Origin of the sequence: Acinetobacter nosocomialis (assembly GCF_041021905.1) — a bacterium.
Classification (GTDB): Bacteria; Pseudomonadota; Gammaproteobacteria; order Pseudomonadales; family Moraxellaceae; genus Acinetobacter; species Acinetobacter nosocomialis.
Genome location: NZ_CP157432.1, coordinates 3,515,069 through 3,535,816, shown reverse-complemented (window position 1 = coordinate 3,535,816; position 20,748 = coordinate 3,515,069). Strand labels below are relative to the sequence as shown.

Below are 20,748 nucleotides of genomic sequence, written 5' to 3'. Positions count from 1 at the left end.
TCTATGCATATATTATTTATCGGTTATGGTAAAACATCTCAGCGTGTTGCTAAACAACTATTTGAGACAGGACATCAAATTACCACAATCAGCCGTAGCGAAAAAACAGATCCTTACGGGAAACACCTCGTACAGGATATTTTTACACTTGATTTAAGTGAAATTGCGCCTGTAGATGTAGTGTATATTTTACTTTCTCCAGACGATAGTACAGTTCAAGGTTATCAACATACTTACGTTGATAGTATTGAACCTATTCGTCAAGCATTAAAATCACATCCGGTCAAAAGACTCATTGTTGTGTCATCTACACGTGTATATGGTGAAAACTCTGGTGAAACTATTAATGATGATAGTGAGATTCACCCGAATGATGCTCAAGGACATATCCTGCATAATATGGAATTGCTTTGGCAGAAATACTTTCCAGCTCAGTGCGTGATTGTACGTCCTACAGGGATTTATGGTACTTCGATTGACCGATTAAAACGCATGGCTGAAAACACCCAGTCCTATCCAAATATTCACTATAGTAATCGTATTCATATCGATGATTTAGCAAGATTTTTAGCATTTTTAGCCGATTTTGAAAAACCGCATAAGAGTTATCTTGTTGCAAATAATGCTCCTGTACCTTTACATGAAGTTTTACTGTGGTTCCAAAGTCAGTTGGATTTACCACTTCTTACTTTAGACTCAGCCCATGTTTCAGGTAAAAAGATATATGCGAAACATTTATTTGAAACAGGTTTTCAGCTTGAACATCCGATTTGCTTTAATGACTATTTATTATGTTTAAATGCTCATGGTACAAATTAAAATTTAGACTAAACTTTAAATAACAATAGAAATACCAGAAGAGGCAATCAAATTGCCGATAAAGAAAAAAAGGTTGCAAGTGAAGAAATTTTGTTTAGCTCTTATTTTGAGCGTAATGTCAGTTGCGAGTTGGGCTCAAGATCAGGTGTGGTGTACATATGATCCTATGGGTACCCAAGGGGATATAACGCGTCGTTTAAACGACATTCGATTATATGCTCAGCAATATCAAGTCAAGTTCAAGGTCGTCAGTTATCAAAAAGAGCAGCAAGCTATACAAGCTTTTGATGAGGGGAAATGTTCGGGGCTAGCAGCAAGTAACTTTAATACTTATCAGTACAATCATTTTATGGGGAGCAGTTCGGGTATTGGTCTTATACCTAATAACCGAACCGCCCGAAATTTATTGCAGCTTTTAAACCATCCTACAATTGAGAAAAAACTCATTAATCAAGACTATGAAGTGGTCGGTATGATTCCAGTAGGAACAGCGTACATGGTCATGAAAAACAAAAAAATATCAAAAGTTGCACAGCTTAGAGGCCAGCGAGTCGGAGTCTTGGCTAATAATCCGCCACAGCAGGCTTTGGTGAGAAGTGTAGGGGCGCAGCCAGTCTATGTTGATTTATCCAATGCAATTGCCCAGTTCCAGCAAAATAAAATCGATATTATGCCTGCACCGATTTATGGTCTTTTACCTTATAACTTACAGAAAGATTTCGGGCCAGACACTCAAGTGATTAATTTTCCATTGGCTTATTTCGGGGTAAATCTAATTATTAAACCTCAAGCTTATCCTGCCAATTTTGGACGAAAAATTCGGGCTTGGTTTGTGCAAAATAGTCAATTACTAACGAATAGAGCAATGCAGTGGGAAAATCATTTACCTGCCTATTATTGGGTAGATGTTTCTTTTTACGAAAAGCAGAGCTATGACATTATGGTGGCCAAAATACGGAATCAATATGTTCGCTCTGGATATTATGATGCATACTTTGTTGAGCTAATGAAACGCTTACGTTGTATCGATGATCCACGTTACTTTGAATGTTCTATGCGTCGATAAAATAAAAGGCAACCTGAGTTGCCTTTTATTTTGACTAAAAATTTAAGATTTCTTACGTTTTAAACGGCGTTTAGCTTGTTGAGATGCCATTGCTTCAAGGGCTTCTTTTAACTCTTCATCAGTAAAGGTGGTGATGTGTTGCAACATCTGTAACGTTACTTCATCAAGTACTAACTGTGCGCCTGCTGCCATTTGACGGAAATTATCATCAAACTCGATTTGGCCTTGGTCATTTGTTCGAATGTAATTTTGTTGAGTTAAGACTTTGATAAAGCTTTGGAACAAGGCTTTATCAAAGAACTCTGGAGAATTAAACTCGTAAAGTACAGACAAACGTTGGCCTAACAAATGACTTAACTCTTCAACTTGTTTTGTTGAAATATTGCCTGAACCACGCTGTGTGATTAAAGCTAACGTCATGTAATAACGCTCAAGACTTTGTTTAACAGGTGTTGCCAATACAACAAGCTGATTGTGCTCTTCAGTATTTGGTGCAGAGCTAATCAAGTTACCTTCATCATCTTGCTCAATAAGTTTTGATTGAACCAATGCATCTGCATATTGTTCAATCTGTTCTTTAAGTTCACTACTTTTCCATTTAAGGAATAGTTCAGCTTTTAAGAACGGGTAAAGTGTATAGATGACATTACTTAAATCAGTACGACTGATTTTTCCGTTATGCTCAACAAGAGATGCAACCAATGAAGGTAAAACGAAAGCATGCAAAATGTTATTACGGAAATAAGTGAGGAGAACGGCTTGGTTATCTTCAATCGCAATAATGTCACCAAGAGCATGCTGTACACGCTTAATGAGTTTAAGTTTTAAGCCGTAAGCAATAATTTCCTTACCAGATAAAGGCGTTACTTCTGTACGTGCATCATAAGGGAAATTTGATGCCAAATTGCGATAAGCTTCAAGCTGTTTAATACAGATTTCTTCATCAAGCGTATGCTTTGGTGTTGCAAGTAAAATAATTGAAAGTAAAGAAACCGGGTTAATCACTACCGCACGGTTAATATTCTCTAAAATTGCATTTGCAGAGCTATTCACTGCTTCTGAAACAGCGGGTGGTACTGGGTCGTCATTCTTTTCAATGTAGACATTTTCTGCATTGTGCTGTTTAAGCAAGTCGTCTAGAAAAACAGGTTCACCAAAGTTAACGTGTACCTTACCGAAAATGCGTTCAATTTTTCGAAGTGTTTTTAAAATACCAAAAATAGACTCAGCTTCTTTTGGCTTACCTTGCATTTCGCCTACATAGGTCGAACCTTCCATAAGACGTTCATAACCAATATAAGTTGGTACAAATACAATTGGCTTGGCACGGCCACGTAAATGGCTATGAACGGTCATTGCAAGCATGCCAGTTTTCGGTGGTAATAAACGACCTGTACGTGAACGTCCACCTTCAATAAAGTATTCAAGTGGTGTGTTGCGAGAAAGAATACTATATAAATATTCTTTAAATACCGAAGTATAAAGGCCATTACCACGGAAAGAGCGGCGAATAAAGAAGGCACCGCCACCACGTAAAAGCTGACCAACGAAAGGTAAGTTTAAGTTGTCGCCCGCAGCAATATACGGAACCATCAAACCACGTTTATAGATCACATAAGACAGTAATAAGTAGTCAATATGGCTACGGTGACATGGTGTGTAAACAATTTCATAGTCTTTTGCGAGCTCACGAACAGTGCTGAAGTTATGAACTTCTACGCCGTCATAAAGCTGAGTCCATAAGCGTGTTAATGCTAAATCTGCAAAACGAACTGCTGAGTGAGAATAGTCAGATACGATTTCGTTGACATAACCAATCGCACGGCGCTCTGCTTCAAGCATGCTGATTTTGCCACGAATACTTTCGCGTCGAATAGCTTCTTGAACATCACGAGACTTTAATACCGACTGCATGACATTGCGGCGATCTGATAAGTCAGGGCCTAAAACAACTTCACGTTGGCGGTCAAGGTAGTCATTTAAAGTGCTCACAATATAAGTCGCTGGTGAAAGGTTCGGATAATGCTGTTGAGCATATTCAACGAGGTCACGCAAAGACTGTGGTTCATGGAACTCTAAATAAGATTGACGACCATGTAAACCAATATTCACAAGCTGTTTAACAGTACTTGGTGTTGCCCATGTGTCTGAGAACAATAGCTTAAACCAAGAGTCTTCTTTATCTGGAGAGCGGCCCCATAAAACGGTTACTGGAACCAGTTCTATATCGAGCTCAGGATTTGCTTGTAAAACTTCAATCAGTTTAATTAAACGAGGTGGAAAAGCATGAGGGGGGGGATTTAATAGGTTATTTTCATCATTATGTTGTAAAAATAAAACTGATGCTTTTTCCTGATGAGAACCGATGACTAACGGATCTAATGCAGGTTTTAAATTTAAACGGCGAGTTTCCCCATCCACCACTAACGCATTACTGCGAGAATGATTTTGCAAGACGTAGCACACTACCTTTTGGCGCTCAGTCTTTGCTTCAGTTTCCGATGTTTCTGATACTGGTTCAGTAGGAACTTCCCCAAGAACATGTGGTGTTACCACGAGGTCAAGTAGCTTACTTGAAAGCCGACGATACATTTGACCAAACCCACTCTTGGACATAAGAACTCCTACTTCTTAAAGACAAATCCCAGCACCAAATGCAGAGGGTAATTATTTTGAGGCATTTATTAAAAAAAACAATATGCTACTTTCTTATAAATTATAATGCTTTTGGCATTTTTTATCGTTAAAAATCGTATTTTTAGCTGCTTTAAGGGCAATGTTCGTCAGAAGTTGACTGATTGTTCCATGTACAAATAGTTTTTTATGGCACAATAGATTCTACACATCTGTCCTTTAATACCAATTTTGCCTGCAATATGAAGGTATCTCTCATGAATGCGTTAACCCAAGAACTGGTTGAGCTGCTCACTTTAGAAAAGCTTGAAGAAAATATTTACCGTGGAATTAGCCGTAATTTGGTCGGTAAACGTGTTTTTGGAGGTCAGGTTTTAGGGCAGGCTTTACGTGCAGCTTCTTATACAACTGACCGTCCTGCGCATTCTATGCACGCTTACTTTTTATATGGTGGCGATATTAATGCTCCAATCATCTATGAAGTAGATCGCTTGCGTGATGGAAAAAGCTTTGTCAGCCGTCAGGTTCGGGCAGTCCAACATGGACGAGTTATTTTCTCTGCAATGGTATCTTTCGCCAATCCTGAAGAAGGCTTGAACTACCAACACTCAGAACCAGAATATCCAGCTCCTGAGACGTTAAAGTCGGAAAATGAACTGAAAGAAGGTATTCTTAATTTTGTACCGGAAAATGTTCGTGCAAGTTTCATGCGTGAACGTCATGTTGAAATACGTCCGATTGATCCAGTCAATCCATTTCAACCACAACCGGAAGCGCCATATAATGCGCACTATATCCGTACCCATGACCATATTCCAAAACAACTTGATGATATCGCTTTACATCAAGCAATTGTGGCGTTTTATTCGGACTTTACTTTGATGACTACGGCTTTAAGACCACATGGTCTAAGCTATATTTCTCCAAGTTTGCAGTGTGCCAGTATTGATCATGCCATTTATTTCCATCGCCCACTTCGCGCTGATGAATGGATGCTCTATGACATGGAAGCAACAGTTAGTGCAGCTTCTCGTGGTTTGAATTTTGGCCGTATGTGGCAAAATGGCCAACTTGTATGTAGTACGGTACAAGAGGGTTTAATTCGTTTGCGGGAAATTGAAACACAGTAAACTTATTTATAAAGCCATCTCATAAGATGGCTTTTTTATTTTAATTGAAAGGATGTGACAAAAAATTGCTCGAATGAAAAGCAAGCTCATGTCATATTTGCAAAAGGATTGCCTACTGAAAAAAATAATGCTGATATGAACTTAAATACACAAATTCTGATTGCTGCCATTTTAGGTTTAGCCTTTGGCTTCATGCTTACCATGTATCCTGATACTGCTTTTGTAAAGCATAGCTTATACGGGTTAGGCATATTAAGTAGTGTCTTTATTGGGCTGCTTAAAATGTTGTTGGTGCCGTTAATCTTCAGCTCTATTGTTGTGGGAGTTTCAAATTTACAGGCAGGAGGGCAGCTAGGTCCTGTTTGGAAAATTACGTTTTTATGTTTTATCACCACCACCACATTGGCCTTAATCTTGGGTATTGGCTGTGCTCATTTATTTGAGGTGGGGCGAGGCGTAGATATTTCAATTTTTCAGGCATCAATGCAAAACTATCAAGCACCAGATAGCTTAAACCCAGCAACTTTCTTTACTAACTTTATTCAAAATACGTTAATTAACCCCTTTAAAGCATTTAGTGATGGAAATGTTTTAGCTGTTGTGGTGTTTGCACTATTTGTGGGTTTTGCGTTGGTTCAAGGTGGTGAACGCTTTAAGAGTATCCGCTTATTGAGTCATCAGTTTTTTGAAATGATGATGATGCTAGTGGGATGGGTCATGAAGTTGGCACCATTAGGAATTTTTGCATTACTTGCTAAATTAATGGCTACCGAAGATATTTCAGTATTAAGCCGCTTGGCAGAGTTTGCTGTTGTTGTAACTGGAACCACTATTTTCCATGGTGCTGTTGTTTTGCCATTACTGCTTTGGATTGTTGGTCGTATGAGTCCTTGGACTTTTTTCAAAGGTACACGTACAGCCTTAATTACTGCGTTTGCAACAAGTTCGAGCTCTGCAACAATGCCGCTGAGTATGAAGTGCACACAGGAAAACTTAGGTGTTCGTCCTCAAACGGCAGGTTTTGTGATTCCTTTAGGTTCTCAACTTAACATGGATGGTACAGCTTTATATGAGGCTGCCGCTGCGCTCTTTGTTGCAAATTTAGTGGGATTAGACTTAAACCTGACCCAGCAAATTGTTGTGTGCTTAACAGCGATGATTGCATCACTTGGTGCACCAGGAATTCCAAGTGCGGGTATGGTCACTATGATTATGGTATTGCAATCTGTGGGGTTACCAGCCGAAGCAATTGCTATTTTACTTCCAATCGACCGGTTGCTCGATACAGTAAGAACAGTGGTAAATGTACAGGGCGATATGATGATTAGTGTAGTTGTAGATCGATATACCAAAGAGAAAGATATCAGTTTCTAATCGCTAAATAAAAAAGCAGGATTAAAAATCCTGCTTTTTTATTTTTAAGCGGCTTGTAGCTCGGCTCTTTTTGCTGCTGGAGATTGAGATAAGTAACTTACCGCATCTTCAGTGCTACCTTCTTTAACTGGATCGTACCAAGGCATGAGATAGTCAATTTGCTGAGCAATAAGCCAAAATGGATTTGGTAATACCTGATTATCTTTACGGCTAATCTTGTACCACTCTACAGCAACCCAAACTGGAAAAAATTTAGATTTGGCCGCATCGGCAAACCGAGGGTCTTGCTTCATAATATGCGCAGCGCCGTCTACCCATAATCCAAGGACAAGGGTAATAACAGCAAGGCTTAAATAGTAACGTGGAATATATCCGCCACCAAGATGACGATATAAGTCAAAGGCTACGGTGCGATGTTCAATTTCTTCAGAACCATGCCATTTAACCAGATCTACCATTTCTGGATCTGCGCCTAATTCTTCCCAACGGTTGTTATAAAGCGCATATTTACCGAGTACACAGGTCATATGCTCAACAGTTGCGATAACACCTAAACGAAATAAATCCCATTGTTCCTGTAAGAACTGAGGAACTTCTTTATCAAAAGGTTTATCTGCCAAAGCAGTGGTAAATAGATAATTCATAATGTCCAGATTTCTCTGGATATCAATATTACGTGCGCTTAAATATTCTTTATTGGCAGAAGTGTGTGCATTTGCGTGCATTGCTTCTTGGCGAATAAATGCTTGGACATCCTGTTTAAGTTTTTCATCGGTAATACGAGGTAAAACCTTATTATAGAGTCGACAGAACCAGAACTCTCCAGCAGGCAAGATATTATTAATTTCATTAATAAAATAACTTGCAAACGGTTGGTTTGGAATCCAGTCTACAGGGGTATCTTTCCAGTCAAATTTTACCTTGCGTGGAAGAATTTTATAATCAATAGAAGAACCTAAAGCCTTATTCTTCAAAAAAGATAGCAATTTCATCATTTAGTCCTGATTTTTAACTCGATGAAGTTATAACGAGTATAAAAAAAGCCCCTACATTTGTGTTTAGCAATAGGGGCCAATTGAATATAAATTTAATAAAGAAATTGTATCTGTTTTGACGATTTACTCTTCTGCATCCTCATCGCTTGCTTCCGGGATCGCATCGACGTCAAATTCAGGCTGTTGCTCAAGTGTGAAGTGTAGACGTCCAGCCATTACACTTGCGAGTTCTTCTAAGCCTAGTTTGTTTAATGAAGAGAAAAGCTGAATTGAGAAATCAAGCTTCATTTTTTTCAATTGTTGTTTAACTTCAAGTAAAACTTTGTTTGCTGGACCACGGTTAAGTTTGTCTGCTTTGGTTAAAAGAATATGAACAAATAAATGGCGGGAATAAGCCCACTCTAGCATCATCATGTCAAAGTGCTGTAAAGGGTGGCGAATATCCATGAGTAAAACTAATCCTTGTAAACTTTTACGATGGATTAAGTAGTTCTCCAATTCTTTTTGCCAAACACGTTTCATATCCTCTGGTACAGCCGCATAACCATAGCCTGGAAGGTCAACTAAACGTTGATCGGGATTACCTAAACTAAAGAAGTTAATCATTTGCGTACGGCCAGGTTTTTTTGAGGCACGCGCGAGTTGTTTTTTGTTAGTTAAAGCATTAATAGCGCTAGACTTACCAGCATTTGAGCGTCCTGCAAAAGCAATCTCGTAGCCACTATCTTCAACACAAAGTGCCAATTTAGGTGCACTCATTAAAAACTCAGCTTGGCGTAACCAGTTCAAAGATTGTACGGCATATTCCGTGATCGCCGGGTCTGGTTTTTTTTCATAACTGATCTTTTGCTTGGGTGCTAGTCTGGCTTTGGTGTCTTTCGATTTTTCACTACGACGCATAAAAAATAACTTTTTAAATGAGAGGGCTCGCGCTTAGTATAAAGGAGCTTGGTTATTCTTGCTAATTTTCAGTAAGCTTGGTTGTAAAGATAAATAGAATTACAAACATTAGATTTGCAAAAAGGAAATAGGGGATGTGTCGGATGCAGTTTTAGGCTGTTGTAAAACTTCACCTAAGGTATGCTGATCTAAACTTTGATAGAAACTTTCTAAAGCCTGATCAAGAATTCCTTTTAAACCACAATGCGAGCGTAAAACACAAGGAGGAGTATTGCATTCAACAATTTGATGATCACCTTGTAAAATTCGCACAATTGCGCCGAGCTTTAAATCTAAAGCTTTTGGATTTAAACGAATTCCACCGCCTTTACCTCGAATAGTAATAATCCACTCTTGTTTACCCATAAAATGGACAACCTTCACGAGATGATTTTGTGAAACATATAAATCTTGAGCGATTTCTGCAATTGTATACGGTGCATCACTTGGGCGAGCGACATACATTAATATTCTTAAAGCATAATCGGTAAATTTATTAAGTTGCATGATCACCAAAAAACAAAAGGATAAGAGGTTGATCATCTTAGCCTGAAAGTTTAAAGAATAAAACTTTCAGGCTAGAGCTTTTTCAATTACAGCGTTAAAGGGGCTGAAACTTGTACTTGATCACCAACTCTATAGTGTTCAAGCAAAATGTTCGAAACTGAGAACTCTGTATGGTTTTCTTCAGGCTGAACATCAAAATGATAAGTATTATTTTCTTGAGCCTCTGTGAATTTAAATGCTTTAGGTTGTTCAAGCTGTTGGTCGGGAACTTGAACTTTTACAGAAATAAAGGCATTTGCTGGGCCAGTTAATACATCTTCATGGTCAGTTGCTTTTAAAGTGAAACGTTTGCCAGACTCAAGTGGATCAATTTGTGTGATTTCAAATGAACGCCAACCAGCCCATCCACCTTTTAAGCTCTCAAGTTGCGCATATTTTTGTTTTTCAACACCAATTAATATATCTGCTAACTGTAAATAAGCTTGTTTCCACGCTTCAATGAGTTCTGATTCAAAAGGAACATTTAAAACTTCACTAATTGAATGAAGCAAGTTATCGCCCACAATTGCATATTGATCTGGCTGAATGTCTAAACTCACGTGCTTCGTGGTAATGCGTTCAACTGCTTTGGCAAGTACTGTAGGATTCTCAATATTTTCAGCATATGCGAGTACTGCTGCTGCAAGAGCACGAGGTTGGCGTAGGCTGGTTTGATCATCAAGATTAAAAACATTTTTTAATTCTGGGTTGTTATTCAACATACGTTTATAAAAGTATGTGGTCAGAGTAACACCATGTTCGCGCAATACAGGTACAGTAGATTTAACGAGTTCAATTTGTTGTGGAGTCATGGCTAGACCTTAATTATCTGGCTATATAAGATGTATTTAAAATACATCTTTAAGAAAATTGTGGCAATAGCTTTTTTACAAAAACCTTAAAAAAATTAAGGGATATTACATCCCTTAATTTAATTGATTGATTTGATTATTTTTTATTTTCCAAATAATGAACCGAGTAATCCTCGTACTAATTTTTGTCCAGTACTACCCCCTAAACTTCGAGCGGCACTTTTTGCAAAAGTTCCAACAATATCTTGAGTCAATTTTGCTCGTTCTCTTGCCGCACGTTCTTCTTCTTTCTGCTGTTCACGTGCTAGACGTTCTTGTTCTTTAGCTTGCTGTTTCTCTAAAGCTTCTTGCTCTTTGGCAAGCTCCGCATCTTGTTTTTGTTGTTCACGCTCAGCGACTTTATTTTGGAGCATTTCATATGCACTCTCACGGTCTACGACTTGTTCATAGACGCCAGCAATAATACTTTGCTCAATTAAAGTTTTTCGTTCTTCAGGTGTGATAGGGCTAAAAGAAGAGTAAGGAGGCATAACCCAGCCACGTTCAACAATTTGTGGAGTACCTTGCTCATCTAGACAACTAATAAGTGCCTCACCCACGGCTAGCTGTGTAATTGCCTCATCCACTTTAAAATCAGGATTTGAACGGAATGTATCTGCAGCAGTTTTTACTGCTTTTTGATCTTTGGGGGTAAAGGCGCGTAGGGCATGTTGCACACGGTTACCGAGCTGACCCAAAACACTCTCTGGTAAATCAAGTGGGTTTTGAGTGATAAAGTAAATACCGACGCCTTTAGAGCGAATTAAACGTACAACTTGTTCAATTTTTTGTTGTAAAGCTTGACTGGCGTTGTCGAATAACAAGTGAGCTTCATCAAAGAAAAACACGAGTTTTGGTTTATCCATATCACCAACTTCAGGAAGTTGTTCAAATAATTCAGAAAGCATCCATAACAAGAAAGTGGCGTATAGCTTAGGTGTATTCATGAGCTTGTCTGCAGCAAGAATATTGATATAGCCACGACCATTAGCATCAGTTTGTATAAAGTCTAGAATATTTAAAGCTGGCTCTCCAAAGAACTGGTCTCCACCTTGGTCGGCAAGAGCGAGTAAATTACGCTGAATTGCTCCTAAACTAGCTGGAGATAGATTGCCGTACTCGGCTTTAAATTCTGCCGCATGTTCACTCACAAAGGTGATCATAGCTTTCAGATCTTTAAAGTCGACTAACAGTAATCCTTGATCATCTGCAATGCGGAATACAGCAGATAAAACACCTTCTTGAGTATCATTTAGGTTAAGTATGCGTGCTAATAAAATTGGTCCAATCTCAGAAATAGTGGTCCGAATAGGATGGCCTTGTTGCCCAAATAGATCCCAAAAAATAACGGGATTAGCCGCAAATGGAACACTATCAATTTGTAGAAGCTTTAAGCGTTCATTAAATTTATCCGAGGCCTCGCCAGCTTTTGCAAGACTTGAAACATCACCCTTTGCGTCAGCAAGAAAGACGGGAACACCGATTCGAGAAAAACTTTCTGCAAGAACTTTTAGGGTGACAGTTTTACCTGTACCCGTAGCACCTGCAATCAGGCCATGTCGGTTGGCAAATTGAGAAAGCAAAACAATTTCTTTTGATGTGTCATTAATGTTTTTTGCAATAACAATCGGTGTACCCATATATTTTTATCCCTTGGAGCGAGCCACTATTGATGTTGTCGTTTTACAAATGTTTTAGTGCATTTTCGATATCTTGAATTAAATCTTGAGGATCTTCTAGCCCTATACACAAACGAACCAATAAACCTTGTTGTAAATGTGTATTCTCAAGTTTCCTCATCATTTTTAAATCATAAAGCATAACCAGACTAACTGGTCCACCCCAGCTAAAGCCAAGTTTAAATAACTTAAGAGCGTCACAAAAACGGCGTACTGCTGAAATATCATAGTCAGGTTTAAATATGACACTGACTAATCCTGCACTCTTACCTGTAGTGCAAATCTCTTGCCAATATTGATGACCTGGAGAGGCTTTATCGCTTGGATGTAGAACTTGTGCAAATTGAGGCTGTTGCTTCAACCATTCCAATAAGGTTTTTGCATTATCTGATTGCTGTTTATATCGTAGTGACATATGTGCGAGGCTGCGCTGAACTTGTGCTGCATCATCTCCTGAGATAGCAATACCTAGAATGGCATGTGTACGGAACAGGCGGTGATACAGTTTTTCATCACGTGTTACAACACTTCCCATTAAAATATCACCACCACCACTTGGATATTTTGTTAGTGCATGTACGGTTAGATCTACCGAGAAGTGCTCATCAGAGAAATCAAAAGCATTAAATGCAAGTCCAGCGCCCCAAGTATTATCTAAAGCAGTTACAACTCCATGTGACTTGGCTTTTTTAACAAGTTCTTTAAGATCGGGAAATTCAAGAGTCACTGAACCTGCTGCTTCTATCCATAAGAGCTTGGTTTTTTCAGTCGGCTTAAAACTTGATACATCAATTGAATTATAAATTTTGACACTAATACCATATTGATCTTTTAAGTGGTTTAGATGCTCTAGATTTGGGCCATATATATTGTCCGGGACCCAAACTTCATCGCCTGTTGCTAAAAAAGCAGAGTTAACTAAGTTAATTGCAGATAAGCCGCTGGGTGCAAGTAAACAGTACAAGCCACCTTCAATTTGAGCAATATTGTCGCCTAAGGTAAATGTGGTTGGTGTACCGTGCGTTCCATAACTGTAATCATAAGGGTCGGTCCAGTGACGGTCAAAAAGGTGCGTAGTTGATTTAAAAATAATAGTCGATGCACGAAATAAGGGAGGTTGCACAGTTTCAATAAATTGTGGTGCTTTTCGTGGTGCATGAATGAGTCGGGTTTGGAAATTGTTATGCTTTTTCATGGGGCGCTATGCTTTAAATAATAAGATTAGATTAAGAGAAAACTGATTTATTCGCCAGATTTTTGGTTAATTCTAAGATGTTTCGTTACTACTGTAACATTCACTAAAAACTTGGCTTTATTTTTGCAAATATCAAACCAACATTCTAACAACAATAGGTTTAAGCGCATGAAGTCGCATTTACGTGTTCACTATTTTCAACATATTGCTGGCGAAGGTTTTGGAAGTTGCTATTCGTTTTTAAAAGCGCATCACGCCACTATTAGCTCTACAGAATTCTTTGCACTTCCCGTAGATCGGTCACTTGAAATAGAAGCTTTACCTCGTATTGAAGAAGTTGACTTACTACTAATTATGGGTGGGACCATGAGTGTAAATGACGAGGCAAACTATCCATGGCTTAAAATAGAAAAAAGATGGTTGCGTCGATATTTGGCAGCAGGGAAACCAGCAATAGGTCTTTGCTTGGGTGGGCAGCTAATTGCGAATGCATTGGGTGCAGCAGTAAGCCGTAATCGTTATCAAGAACTAGGATGGTCGACAGTTCAAAGAGTTGCAAACTTACCACAAGAAAGTTTTCCGCTACCTGAAGAAATCAATGTGATGCAGTGGCATAGTGAAACATTTGAAATACCTAAAGGAGCTATACGTTTGGCTGAGAGCATTGCTTGCCGTAATCAAATGTATCAGATTGGGAAAAATGTATTAGGTTTTCAATTTCATCCGGAAATGACACCAGCAGCTTTACAGCTTTTACTGGAAAATGAAGAAGAGCTATCTATTTTTGACGGAGAATATGTTCAATCTGCACATGAACTGCAATCTTCAGAAGCACAGAAATTTGAACAAGGTAATCAACTCTTAAATAAAGCAATTGAGTTTGTAATAAATGCATAGAATGAATTATTAATACGTAGCTAAAGTGGAATTTGAGCAAAAAATAGAAAAAGAGAATTGCATAAGACTTAAACAATCGTTATAATGAGCGACCCTCAAGAAGAGGGCATTTACTGCGAAGAAAGTAGTAAATGTGCATTACAGTCGTGGCATCGATCACGACCTTGGTGATTATCACTGCCTTTGACACTTACCAATAGGTGAGATGCGTCAAAGGTGATTCTTTATATATTTGGCTTGGAGTTTACTGGTATGTCTAACCAGAGAATTCGTATCCGTCTTAAGTCTTTTGATCATCGTCTGATTGATCAATCTGCTCAAGAGATCGTAGAAACCGCTAAGCGTACCGGCGCACAAGTTTGTGGTCCAATTCCGATGCCTACTCGCATCGAACGCTTCAACGTTCTTACTTCACCGCACGTTAACAAAGATGCGCGTGACCAGTACGAAATCCGCACCTACAAACGTTTGATCGACATCGTTCAACCTACAGATAAAACTGTTGATGCATTGATGAAGTTGGATCTTGCAGCTGGTGTTGATGTTCAGATCGCTTTGGGTTAAGGCTTTCGGTTAATTAACGATTAGTTAATTAGGCCGCTTTTTTAGAGGTTTATGCACATGGCTATTGGTTTAGTCGGTCGCAAATGTGGTATGACTCGCATCTTTACAGATGCTGGTGTTTCTGTACCTGTTACAGTCATCGAAGTCGATCCAAACCGCATTACGCAAATCAAAACACTTGAAACTGATGGTTATCAAGCTGTTCAAGTAACTACTGGTGAACGTCGCGAATCTCGCGTAACTAACGCTCAGAAAGGTCACTTCGCGAAAGCTGGTGTTGCTGCTGGTCGCTTGGTTAAAGAATTTCGTGTTACTGAAGCTGAGCTTGAAGGTCGTGAAGTTGGCGGTACTATTGGCGTTGATTTGTTCACAGTTGGTCAAATTGTTGACGTAACTGGTCAATCAAAAGGTAAAGGTTTCCAAGGTGGTGTTAAACGTTGGAACTTCCGTACCCAAGACGCTACTCACGGTAACTCAGTTTCTCACCGTGTATTAGGTTCTACAGGTCAAAACCAAACTCCTGGACGCGTGTTCAAAGGCAAAAAAATGGCTGGTCACTTAGGTGATGAACGCGTAACAGTACAAGGTCTTGAAATCGTATCTATTGACGCTGAACGTTCTGTTTTAGTTGTTAAAGGTGCAATTCCTGGTGCAACTGGCGGTGACGTAATTGTACGTCCTACCATCAAGGCCTGAGGGGAAATACCGTGAATTTGAAAACTGTTTCCGGCTCTGCTGTTGAATTGTCTGAAGTTGCTTTCGGACGTGAATTTAACGAGGCTCTTGTACACCAAGTTGTTACTGCTTATTTAGCAGGTGGTCGTCAAGGTACTCGTGCTCAAAAATCGCGTGCAGACGTTTCTGGCGGTGGTAAAAAACCATTCCGTCAAAAAGGTACTGGTCGTGCTCGTGCGGGTTCTATTCGTAGCCCTATCTGGGTTGGTGGTGGTAAAACTTTTGCTGCTCGTCCACAAGATTGGTCTCAAAAAGTAAACCGTAAGATGTACCGCGGTGCAATGCAATGTATCTTAGCTGAACTTGTTCGCCAAGATCGCCTTGTATTAGTTGAAGAGTTTGCTGTTGCAGCTCCAAAAACTAAAGAATTGCTTGCAAAACTTAACGACTTAAATGCTGCTCGTGCATTAATCGTTACTGACGCTGTAGATGAGAAATTATATCTTGCAGCACGTAACCTTCCACATGTAGATGTGGTGGATGCAACTGCAATCGATCCTGTAAGCTTGATCGCGTTTGATAAAGTTGTGATGTCTGTAGCTGCTGCTAAGAAAATTGAGGTAGAACTCGGATGAACAACGAACGTATCTATCAAGTCCTTAAAGGACCAGTCTTCTCAGAAAAGGCACAAGTTTTAGGTGATACTGTTGGTGTTCAAGTATTTAAAGTAGACATCAATGCTACTAAACTTGAAATCAAAAAAGCAGTTGAAAAACTTTTTGGTGTAGAAGTTGTTAAAGTTAACACAACTATTACTAAAGGTAAGACTAAGCGCTTTGGTCGTACATTAGGACGTCGTTCTGATGTTAAAAAAGCATACGTCACCCTGAAAGCCGGCCAAGATGTTGAAATGGCTGACTTGGGCGATACCGCTGAAAGCGCAGCGGAATAAGGACGAAAATTATGCCGATTCAAAAATGTAAGCCAACGTCTCCAGGACGTCGCTTTGTAGAGAAAGTGGTTCATGACCATCTTCACAAAGGCGCTCCTTACGCACCGTTGGTTGAAGCTAAAAAACGTACTGGTGGTCGTAATAACAACGGTCACATTACTACTCGTCACGTTGGTGGTGGTCATAAACAACACTACCGTATCGTTGACTTCAAACGTAACAAAGACAGCATCCCAGCTGTTGTAGAGCGTATTGAATACGATCCAAACCGTACAGCACATATTGCTTTATTGAAATATGCTGACGGTGAGCGTCGTTATATCATTGCACCTAAAGGTTTACGTGCTGGCGATAAAGTACAATCTGGTAACGATGCTCCAATTCGTCCAGGTAACTGCTTGCCACTTCGTAATATGCCGATCGGTTCTACACTTCATAACGTTGAACTTAAAATTGGTAAGGGTGCACAATTAGCGCGTTCTGCTGGTGCTTCTGTTCAGTTGTTGGGTCGTGATGGTTCTTACGCGATTATTCGTCTTCGTTCAGGCGAAATGCGTAAAGTGCATGTTGAATGCCGCGCTGTAATTGGTGAAGTTTCTAACCAAGAAAACAACCTTCGTTCATTGGGTAAAGCTGGTGCTTCACGCTGGCGTGGTGTTCGTCCTACCGTACGTGGTATGGCGATGAACCCGATTGACCACCCACACGGTGGTGGTGAAGGGCGTAACAAAGGTATTCAACCTGTAAGCCCATGGGGTCAAAAAGCTAAAGGGTACAAGACACGTACCAATAAGCGTACGACTAAGATGATTATTCGCGACCGTCGCGTCAAGTAAAGGAATCTGACTAATGCCTCGTTCTCTGAAAAAAGGCCCATTCGTCGATGCGCACTTGTTCGCTAAGGTTGAAGCGGCTGTTGCTAGTAACTCTCGCAAGCCGATCAAAACTTGGTCTCGTCGTTCGATGATCCTTCCAGATTTTGTTGGTTTAACAATCTCTGTTCATAATGGTCGTAATCACGTTCCAGTAATTGTTACTGAGCATATGGTTGGTCATAAACTCGGTGAATTCGCGCCAACTCGTACCTATCGTGGTCACGGTGTTGACAAGAAATCTAAACGTTAATAGGTGTCATGATGGAAGTAACTGCTAAATTACGCGGTGCCGCTATCTCGGCACAAAAAGCACGTTTGGTTGCAGATCTTATTCGCGGCAAATCTGTTGCGCATGCTTTAAATATCTTAAACTTCAGCAATAAAAAAGCTGCTGTTTTAGTAAAAAAAGCATTGGAATCTGCGATTGCAAACGCTGAACACAATAACAGTTTAGATGTTGACGATCTTAAAGTTTCTACGATTTACGTTGATGAAGGCATGAGCCTTAAACGTATTATGCCACGTGCTAAAGGCCGTGCAGATCGTATTACTAAGCGTACTTGTCACATCACCGTTAAGGTAGGGGTTTGATATGGGTCAGAAGGTTCATCCAATCGGTATCCGCCTAGGTGTTGTGAAACGTCATAACGCTAACTGGTATGCGAATCCGAAACAATACGCTGAATACTTGCTTAAAGATCTTCAAGTTCGTGAGTTTTTAACTAAAAAACTTAAGAATGCGATGGTAAGCAATATTCTTATCGAACGTCCATCAGGCGCTGCTAAAGTAACTATTAGCACAGCTCGTCCTGGTATCGTAATCGGTAAAAAAGGCGAAGATATTGAGAAATTACAGCGCGAACTTACCAGCATTATGGGTGTTCCAGCGCAAGTAAGTATCAACGAAATTGATCGCCCAGACTTAGATGCGCGTTTAGTTGCTGAAGCAATTGCTTCTCAATTAGAAAAGCGTGTTATGTTCCGTCGTGCTATGAAGCGTGCGGTTCAAAACACTATGCGTGCTGGTGCTAAAGGTATCAAAGTTGAAGTGTCTGGCCGTTTAGGTGGTGCAGAGATTGCTCGTACAGAATGGTATCGTGAAGGTCGTGTGCCTTTGCATACATTACGTGCAGACATTGACTATGCAACTATGCGTGCAGAAACAACTTACGGTACGATTGGTGTTAAAGTTTGGATTTTCCGTGGCGAGATCTTAGGTGGCATGAAACAAGTCATGAACCCTGCTCCTGCTGAAGATCGTCCAGCTAAACGTGGTCGTGGTCGTGGTGAAGGTCAAGAGCGTCGTGGTCGTCGCGGTGACCGTGCTGCTGACAAGGGAGAATAATCCATGTTGCAACCTAAACGTACCAAATTCCGTAAAGTGCACAAAGGCCGTAACACTGGTCTAGCGCATCGTGGTAGTACAGTATCATTTGGTTCGATTGCAATTAAAGCAACTGAACGTGGTCGTATGACTGCGCGTCAGATTGAAGCTGCACGTCGTACTATTAGCCGCCGTATTAAGCGTGGTGGTAAAATCTTTATTCGCGTATTCCCGGATAAACCAATTACTCAAAAGCCTCTTGAAGTGCGTATGGGTAAAGGTAAGGGTAGCGTGGAATACTGGGTTTGCCAGATCCAACCAGGTAAGATCCTGTACGAAATTGAAGGTGTGAACGAAGAATTAGCGCGTGAAGCATTTGCTTTAGCTGCTGCTAAACTTCCGTTTAAAACCACTATCGTGACTCGGACGGTAATGTAATGAAAACTAAAGATCTACGTGAAAAATCGGTAGAAGAGTTGAAAGCTTTGCTTGATGAGCAGCAGCTTAACCAATTCCGTCTTCGTATGGCGAAAGCAACTGGTCAGTTGGGTAAATCGCACGAAGTGCAAGTTGCTCGTAAGACAATTGCTCGTATTAAGACACTCCTTACCGAAAAACAGGGGAACGGACAATGAGTGAAAAAACAGTCCGCACGTTAACCGGCAAAGTCGTAAGTGACAAAATGGATAAATCTATTGTTGTTCTTATTGAACGCCGCGTTCAACACCCGTTGTATGGCAAGTCAATTCGCCGTTCAACTAAGTTACACGCTCATGATGAGAACAATGTTGCTAAAATTGGTGATGTTGTAACCATTAAAGAAAGCCGCCCAATTTCTAAAACTAAAGCTTGGACTTTAGTGGAAGTAGTTGAAGCAGCTGCTGAGTAATTCGACGTTCTTGTTGCATCATCGGTCAATTTCGAGTACTCTTTGAGCCTTTCGAAATTGTGACCGGTGATGCTCGGTTTTGGAGTAGGGCAATGATTCAAACCGAAACTATGCTCGACGTAGCAGACAACAGTGGTGCTCGCCGCGTACAATGTATTAAAGTACTTGGTGGTTCACATCGTCGTTATGCTTCTGTTGGCGACATTATTAAAGTTACTGTAAAAGAAGCAATCCCACGCGCACGTGTTAAAAAAGGTGACGTGATGAATGCGGTTGTAGTTCGTACTAAATTCGGCATTCGTCGTCCAGATGGTTCTGTGATCCGTTTTGATGATAATGCTGCAGTTATTTTGAACAACAACAAAGCTCCGATTGCTACTCGTATCTTCGGACCAGTGACTCGTGAACTTCGTACTGAACAGTTCATGAAAATCATTTCATTGGCTCCTGAAGTTCTATAAGAGGCAATCATGGCTAAGATTAAAAAAGGCGATCAAGTTATCGTGATCGCAGGTAAAGAAAAAGGCAAACAGGGTACTGTGTTGTCTGTTTCTGAAGACCGCGTTAAGGTTGAAGGCCTTAACTTAGTGAAGAAGCATCAAAAGCCTAACCGTGTAACTGGCGCTGAAGGCGGTGTAGTTACTCAAGAAGCTTCGCTTCATATTTCAAACGTGGCAATTTTAAATGCTACAACCCAGAAGGCTGACCGTGTTGGTTACCAAGTGATTGATGGCGTGAAAACTCGCGTTTATAAATCAAATGGTGAATCAGTGGCGGTAGCGAAGTAATAGGTTGAAAAGGCAATGGCCAGACTTAAAGCACGTTACAACGATGAACTTAAAGCAAAGTTAAAAGAAGAACTTGGCATTAAGAACGTGATGGAAATTCCACGCATCACAAAAATTACCCTAAACATGGGTGTAGGCGCAGCTGCAACTGATAAGAAATTATTAGATGGCGCTGTAGTCGACATGCAATTAATTGCTGGTCAAAAACCAGTAATTACACTTGCTCGTAAATCTATCGCAGGTTTCAAAATCCGTGATGGTTGGCCAATTGGTTGTAAAGTTACTTTACGTGGCGACCAAATGTACGAATTCTTGGACCGTTTGATCTCTATCGCAATCCCTCGTATCCGTGACTTCCGTGGTTTCTCTTCGAAATCATTTGATGGTCGTGGTAACTACTCAATGGGTTTGAAAGAGCAAATCGTTTTCCCTGAAATCGATTTCGATAAGATTGATCGTATTCGTGGTATGGATATTACCATTACTACGACTGCTCGCACCGATGACGAAGGCCGTGCGCTTATGCGTGCATTCGGCTTCCCGTTCAAATAAGAGG

General features: G+C 40.2%; 25 protein-coding genes and 1 pseudogene. 19 read left to right on the top strand and 7 right to left on the bottom strand.

The annotated features are described in order from the left end of the window. Nucleotides 1-3: 3 nt before the first annotated feature. Complete coding sequence (locus tag ABLC00_RS16540) at nucleotides 4-819, top strand: NAD(P)H-binding protein (protein ID WP_006580703.1); 816 nt, start codon at nucleotides 4-6, stop codon at nucleotides 817-819. A 79-nt stretch (nucleotides 820-898) separates the two neighbouring features. Further along, nucleotides 899-1,885, top strand: coding sequence for a putative multidrug efflux protein AdeT2 (gene adeT2 / locus ABLC00_RS16535; RefSeq protein WP_004711792.1), 987 nt, complete (start codon nucleotides 899-901; stop codon nucleotides 1,883-1,885). A 42-nt stretch (nucleotides 1,886-1,927) separates the two neighbouring features. Here adeT2 and plsB read toward each other — a convergent pair whose 3' ends face one another. Continuing rightward, a complete protein-coding gene (gene plsB, locus ABLC00_RS16530) occupies nucleotides 1,928-4,501 on the bottom strand; it encodes a glycerol-3-phosphate 1-O-acyltransferase PlsB (RefSeq protein ID WP_004711794.1) in 2,574 nt (857 codons plus the stop codon). 275 nt (nucleotides 4,502-4,776) lie between these two features. On the opposite strand from plsB, the gene ABLC00_RS16525 reads away from it, so the two are divergent. Beyond that, nucleotides 4,777-5,649 carry an acyl-CoA thioesterase II gene (locus ABLC00_RS16525; protein ID WP_033854461.1) on the top strand — a complete coding sequence of 291 codons (873 nt, stop codon included), beginning with the start codon at nucleotides 4,777-4,779 and terminating at the stop codon, nucleotides 5,647-5,649. A 108-nt stretch (nucleotides 5,650-5,757) separates the two neighbouring features. Beyond that, entirely contained in the window at nucleotides 5,758-7,023 is a 1,266-nt protein-coding gene (locus ABLC00_RS16520; RefSeq protein ID WP_031944200.1) for a dicarboxylate/amino acid:cation symporter, read from the top strand. A gap of 44 nt (nucleotides 7,024-7,067) precedes the next feature. Here ABLC00_RS16520 and ABLC00_RS16515 read toward each other — a convergent pair whose 3' ends face one another. From ABLC00_RS16515 to ABLC00_RS16490, 6 genes are all read right to left on the bottom strand, one after another. Beyond that, entirely contained in the window at nucleotides 7,068-8,018 is a 951-nt protein-coding gene (locus ABLC00_RS16515) for a metal-dependent hydrolase (protein WP_079378128.1), read from the bottom strand. Between the two features lie 123 nt (nucleotides 8,019-8,141). Beyond that, nucleotides 8,142-8,918, bottom strand: a complete 777-nt coding sequence (yihA, locus tag ABLC00_RS16510) for a ribosome biogenesis GTP-binding protein YihA/YsxC (RefSeq protein ID WP_004884586.1) — start codon at nucleotides 8,916-8,918, stop codon at nucleotides 8,142-8,144. Between the two features lie 108 nt (nucleotides 8,919-9,026). Beyond that, nucleotides 9,027-9,464, bottom strand: coding sequence for an Rrf2 family transcriptional regulator (locus ABLC00_RS16505; RefSeq protein WP_004884584.1), 438 nt, complete (start codon nucleotides 9,462-9,464; stop codon nucleotides 9,027-9,029). 86 nt (nucleotides 9,465-9,550) lie between these two features. Continuing rightward, nucleotides 9,551-10,315 carry a globin domain-containing protein gene (locus ABLC00_RS16500; protein WP_004711803.1) on the bottom strand — a complete coding sequence of 255 codons (765 nt, stop codon included), beginning with the start codon at nucleotides 10,313-10,315 and terminating at the stop codon, nucleotides 9,551-9,553. 143 nt (nucleotides 10,316-10,458) lie between these two features. Then, nucleotides 10,459-11,994 (bottom strand): helicase HerA-like domain-containing protein, encoded by a 1,536-nt coding sequence (locus ABLC00_RS16495; protein WP_032011508.1) that lies wholly within the window; start codon nucleotides 11,992-11,994, stop codon nucleotides 10,459-10,461. Between the two features lie 43 nt (nucleotides 11,995-12,037). Beyond that, nucleotides 12,038-13,228: a PLP-dependent transferase gene (locus ABLC00_RS16490; protein WP_033846991.1), complete on the bottom strand. Its 1,191-nt coding sequence runs from the start codon at nucleotides 13,226-13,228 to the stop codon at nucleotides 12,038-12,040. Between the two features lie 168 nt (nucleotides 13,229-13,396). On the opposite strand from ABLC00_RS16490, the gene ABLC00_RS16485 reads away from it, so the two are divergent. The 15 genes and pseudogenes from ABLC00_RS16485 to rplE all read left to right on the top strand — a co-directional run bounded on the left by ABLC00_RS16485 (nucleotide 13,397) and on the right by rplE (nucleotide 20,744). After that, complete coding sequence (locus ABLC00_RS16485; protein WP_004711809.1) at nucleotides 13,397-14,125, top strand: type 1 glutamine amidotransferase; 729 nt, start codon at nucleotides 13,397-13,399, stop codon at nucleotides 14,123-14,125. A gap of 252 nt (nucleotides 14,126-14,377) precedes the next feature. Next, a complete protein-coding gene (rpsJ, locus tag ABLC00_RS16480) occupies nucleotides 14,378-14,689 on the top strand; it encodes a 30S ribosomal protein S10 (protein ID WP_000070912.1) in 312 nt (103 codons plus the stop codon). Between the two features lie 57 nt (nucleotides 14,690-14,746). After that, complete coding sequence (gene rplC / locus ABLC00_RS16475; RefSeq protein ID WP_002049740.1) at nucleotides 14,747-15,385, top strand: 50S ribosomal protein L3; 639 nt, start codon at nucleotides 14,747-14,749, stop codon at nucleotides 15,383-15,385. An 11-nt stretch (nucleotides 15,386-15,396) separates the two neighbouring features. Next, nucleotides 15,397-15,999, top strand: a complete 603-nt coding sequence (gene rplD / locus ABLC00_RS16470; protein WP_348941194.1) for a 50S ribosomal protein L4 — start codon at nucleotides 15,397-15,399, stop codon at nucleotides 15,997-15,999. Beyond that, entirely contained in the window at nucleotides 15,996-16,316 is a 321-nt protein-coding gene (gene rplW / locus ABLC00_RS16465) for a 50S ribosomal protein L23 (protein ID WP_002049693.1), read from the top strand. Before rplD ends, rplW begins: the two co-directional genes overlap by 4 nt. A gap of 11 nt (nucleotides 16,317-16,327) precedes the next feature. Beyond that, nucleotides 16,328-17,152 carry a 50S ribosomal protein L2 gene (gene rplB, locus ABLC00_RS16460; RefSeq protein WP_002049686.1) on the top strand — a complete coding sequence of 275 codons (825 nt, stop codon included), beginning with the start codon at nucleotides 16,328-16,330 and terminating at the stop codon, nucleotides 17,150-17,152. Nucleotides 17,153-17,165: 13 nt separating this feature from the next. Next, complete coding sequence (rpsS, locus tag ABLC00_RS16455; protein ID WP_001138119.1) at nucleotides 17,166-17,441, top strand: 30S ribosomal protein S19; 276 nt, start codon at nucleotides 17,166-17,168, stop codon at nucleotides 17,439-17,441. A gap of 11 nt (nucleotides 17,442-17,452) precedes the next feature. After that, nucleotides 17,453-17,782, top strand: coding sequence for a 50S ribosomal protein L22 (gene rplV / locus ABLC00_RS16450; RefSeq protein ID WP_001982638.1), 330 nt, complete (start codon nucleotides 17,453-17,455; stop codon nucleotides 17,780-17,782). Nucleotide 17,783: 1 nt separating this feature from the next. Continuing rightward, nucleotides 17,784-18,600, top strand: a pseudogene (gene rpsC, locus ABLC00_RS16445) (30S ribosomal protein S3). Continuing rightward, nucleotides 18,540-18,953: a 50S ribosomal protein L16 gene (rplP, locus tag ABLC00_RS16440; protein ID WP_002049688.1), complete on the top strand. Its 414-nt coding sequence runs from the start codon at nucleotides 18,540-18,542 to the stop codon at nucleotides 18,951-18,953. The pseudogene rpsC and the gene rplP overlap by 61 nt, the downstream one beginning before the upstream one ends. Then, nucleotides 18,953-19,150, top strand: coding sequence for a 50S ribosomal protein L29 (rpmC, locus tag ABLC00_RS16435; protein WP_000849928.1), 198 nt, complete (start codon nucleotides 18,953-18,955; stop codon nucleotides 19,148-19,150). Before rplP ends, rpmC begins: the two co-directional genes overlap by 1 nt. Then, nucleotides 19,147-19,404, top strand: coding sequence for a 30S ribosomal protein S17 (gene rpsQ, locus ABLC00_RS16430; protein ID WP_001291845.1), 258 nt, complete (start codon nucleotides 19,147-19,149; stop codon nucleotides 19,402-19,404). Before rpmC ends, rpsQ begins: the two co-directional genes overlap by 4 nt. A gap of 92 nt (nucleotides 19,405-19,496) precedes the next feature. Next, nucleotides 19,497-19,865, top strand: coding sequence for a 50S ribosomal protein L14 (rplN, locus tag ABLC00_RS16425; RefSeq protein WP_001982634.1), 369 nt, complete (start codon nucleotides 19,497-19,499; stop codon nucleotides 19,863-19,865). A gap of 9 nt (nucleotides 19,866-19,874) precedes the next feature. Further along, the gene (gene rplX / locus ABLC00_RS16420) at nucleotides 19,875-20,192 is read left to right on the top strand and encodes a 50S ribosomal protein L24 (RefSeq protein ID WP_002049703.1); all 318 of its coding nucleotides are present in this window, start codon (nucleotides 19,875-19,877) and stop codon (nucleotides 20,190-20,192) included. Nucleotides 20,193-20,207: 15 nt separating this feature from the next. Further along, complete coding sequence (gene rplE / locus ABLC00_RS16415) at nucleotides 20,208-20,744, top strand: 50S ribosomal protein L5 (RefSeq protein WP_002049698.1); 537 nt, start codon at nucleotides 20,208-20,210, stop codon at nucleotides 20,742-20,744. Nucleotides 20,745-20,748: the final 4 nt, after the last annotated feature.

Excerpts from the sequence above, each read along its gene's own strand:
- ABLC00_RS16540 (WP_006580703.1), top strand. The coding sequence starts at position 4 with ATGCATATATTATTTATCGGTTATGGTAAAACATCTCAGCGTGTTGCT.
- plsB (WP_004711794.1), bottom strand. The coding sequence starts at position 4,501 with ATGTCCAAGAGTGGGTTTGGTCAAATGTATCGTCGGCTTTCAAGTAAG.
- ABLC00_RS16525 (WP_033854461.1), top strand. The coding sequence starts at position 4,777 with ATGAATGCGTTAACCCAAGAACTGGTTGAGCTGCTCACTTTAGAAAAG.
- ABLC00_RS16515 (WP_079378128.1), bottom strand. The coding sequence starts at position 8,018 with ATGATGAAATTGCTATCTTTTTTGAAGAATAAGGCTTTAGGTTCTTCT.
- yihA (WP_004884586.1), bottom strand. The coding sequence starts at position 8,918 with ATGCGTCGTAGTGAAAAATCGAAAGACACCAAAGCCAGACTAGCACCC.
- ABLC00_RS16505 (WP_004884584.1), bottom strand. The coding sequence starts at position 9,464 with ATGCAACTTAATAAATTTACCGATTATGCTTTAAGAATATTAATGTAT.
- ABLC00_RS16500 (WP_004711803.1), bottom strand. The coding sequence starts at position 10,315 with ATGACTCCACAACAAATTGAACTCGTTAAATCTACTGTACCTGTATTG.
- ABLC00_RS16495 (WP_032011508.1), bottom strand. The coding sequence starts at position 11,994 with ATGGGTACACCGATTGTTATTGCAAAAAACATTAATGACACATCAAAA.
- ABLC00_RS16490 (WP_033846991.1), bottom strand. The coding sequence starts at position 13,228 with ATGAAAAAGCATAACAATTTCCAAACCCGACTCATTCATGCACCACGA.
- ABLC00_RS16485 (WP_004711809.1), top strand. The coding sequence starts at position 13,397 with ATGAAGTCGCATTTACGTGTTCACTATTTTCAACATATTGCTGGCGAA.
- rpsJ (WP_000070912.1), top strand. The coding sequence starts at position 14,378 with ATGTCTAACCAGAGAATTCGTATCCGTCTTAAGTCTTTTGATCATCGT.
- rplC (WP_002049740.1), top strand. The coding sequence starts at position 14,747 with ATGGCTATTGGTTTAGTCGGTCGCAAATGTGGTATGACTCGCATCTTT.
- rplW (WP_002049693.1), top strand. The coding sequence starts at position 15,996 with ATGAACAACGAACGTATCTATCAAGTCCTTAAAGGACCAGTCTTCTCA.
- rplB (WP_002049686.1), top strand. The coding sequence starts at position 16,328 with ATGCCGATTCAAAAATGTAAGCCAACGTCTCCAGGACGTCGCTTTGTA.
- rpsS (WP_001138119.1), top strand. The coding sequence starts at position 17,166 with ATGCCTCGTTCTCTGAAAAAAGGCCCATTCGTCGATGCGCACTTGTTC.
- rplV (WP_001982638.1), top strand. The coding sequence starts at position 17,453 with ATGGAAGTAACTGCTAAATTACGCGGTGCCGCTATCTCGGCACAAAAA.
- rplP (WP_002049688.1), top strand. The coding sequence starts at position 18,540 with ATGTTGCAACCTAAACGTACCAAATTCCGTAAAGTGCACAAAGGCCGT.
- rpmC (WP_000849928.1), top strand. The coding sequence starts at position 18,953 with ATGAAAACTAAAGATCTACGTGAAAAATCGGTAGAAGAGTTGAAAGCT.
- rpsQ (WP_001291845.1), top strand. The coding sequence starts at position 19,147 with ATGAGTGAAAAAACAGTCCGCACGTTAACCGGCAAAGTCGTAAGTGAC.
- rplN (WP_001982634.1), top strand. The coding sequence starts at position 19,497 with ATGATTCAAACCGAAACTATGCTCGACGTAGCAGACAACAGTGGTGCT.
- rplX (WP_002049703.1), top strand. The coding sequence starts at position 19,875 with ATGGCTAAGATTAAAAAAGGCGATCAAGTTATCGTGATCGCAGGTAAA.
- rplE (WP_002049698.1), top strand. The coding sequence starts at position 20,208 with ATGGCCAGACTTAAAGCACGTTACAACGATGAACTTAAAGCAAAGTTA.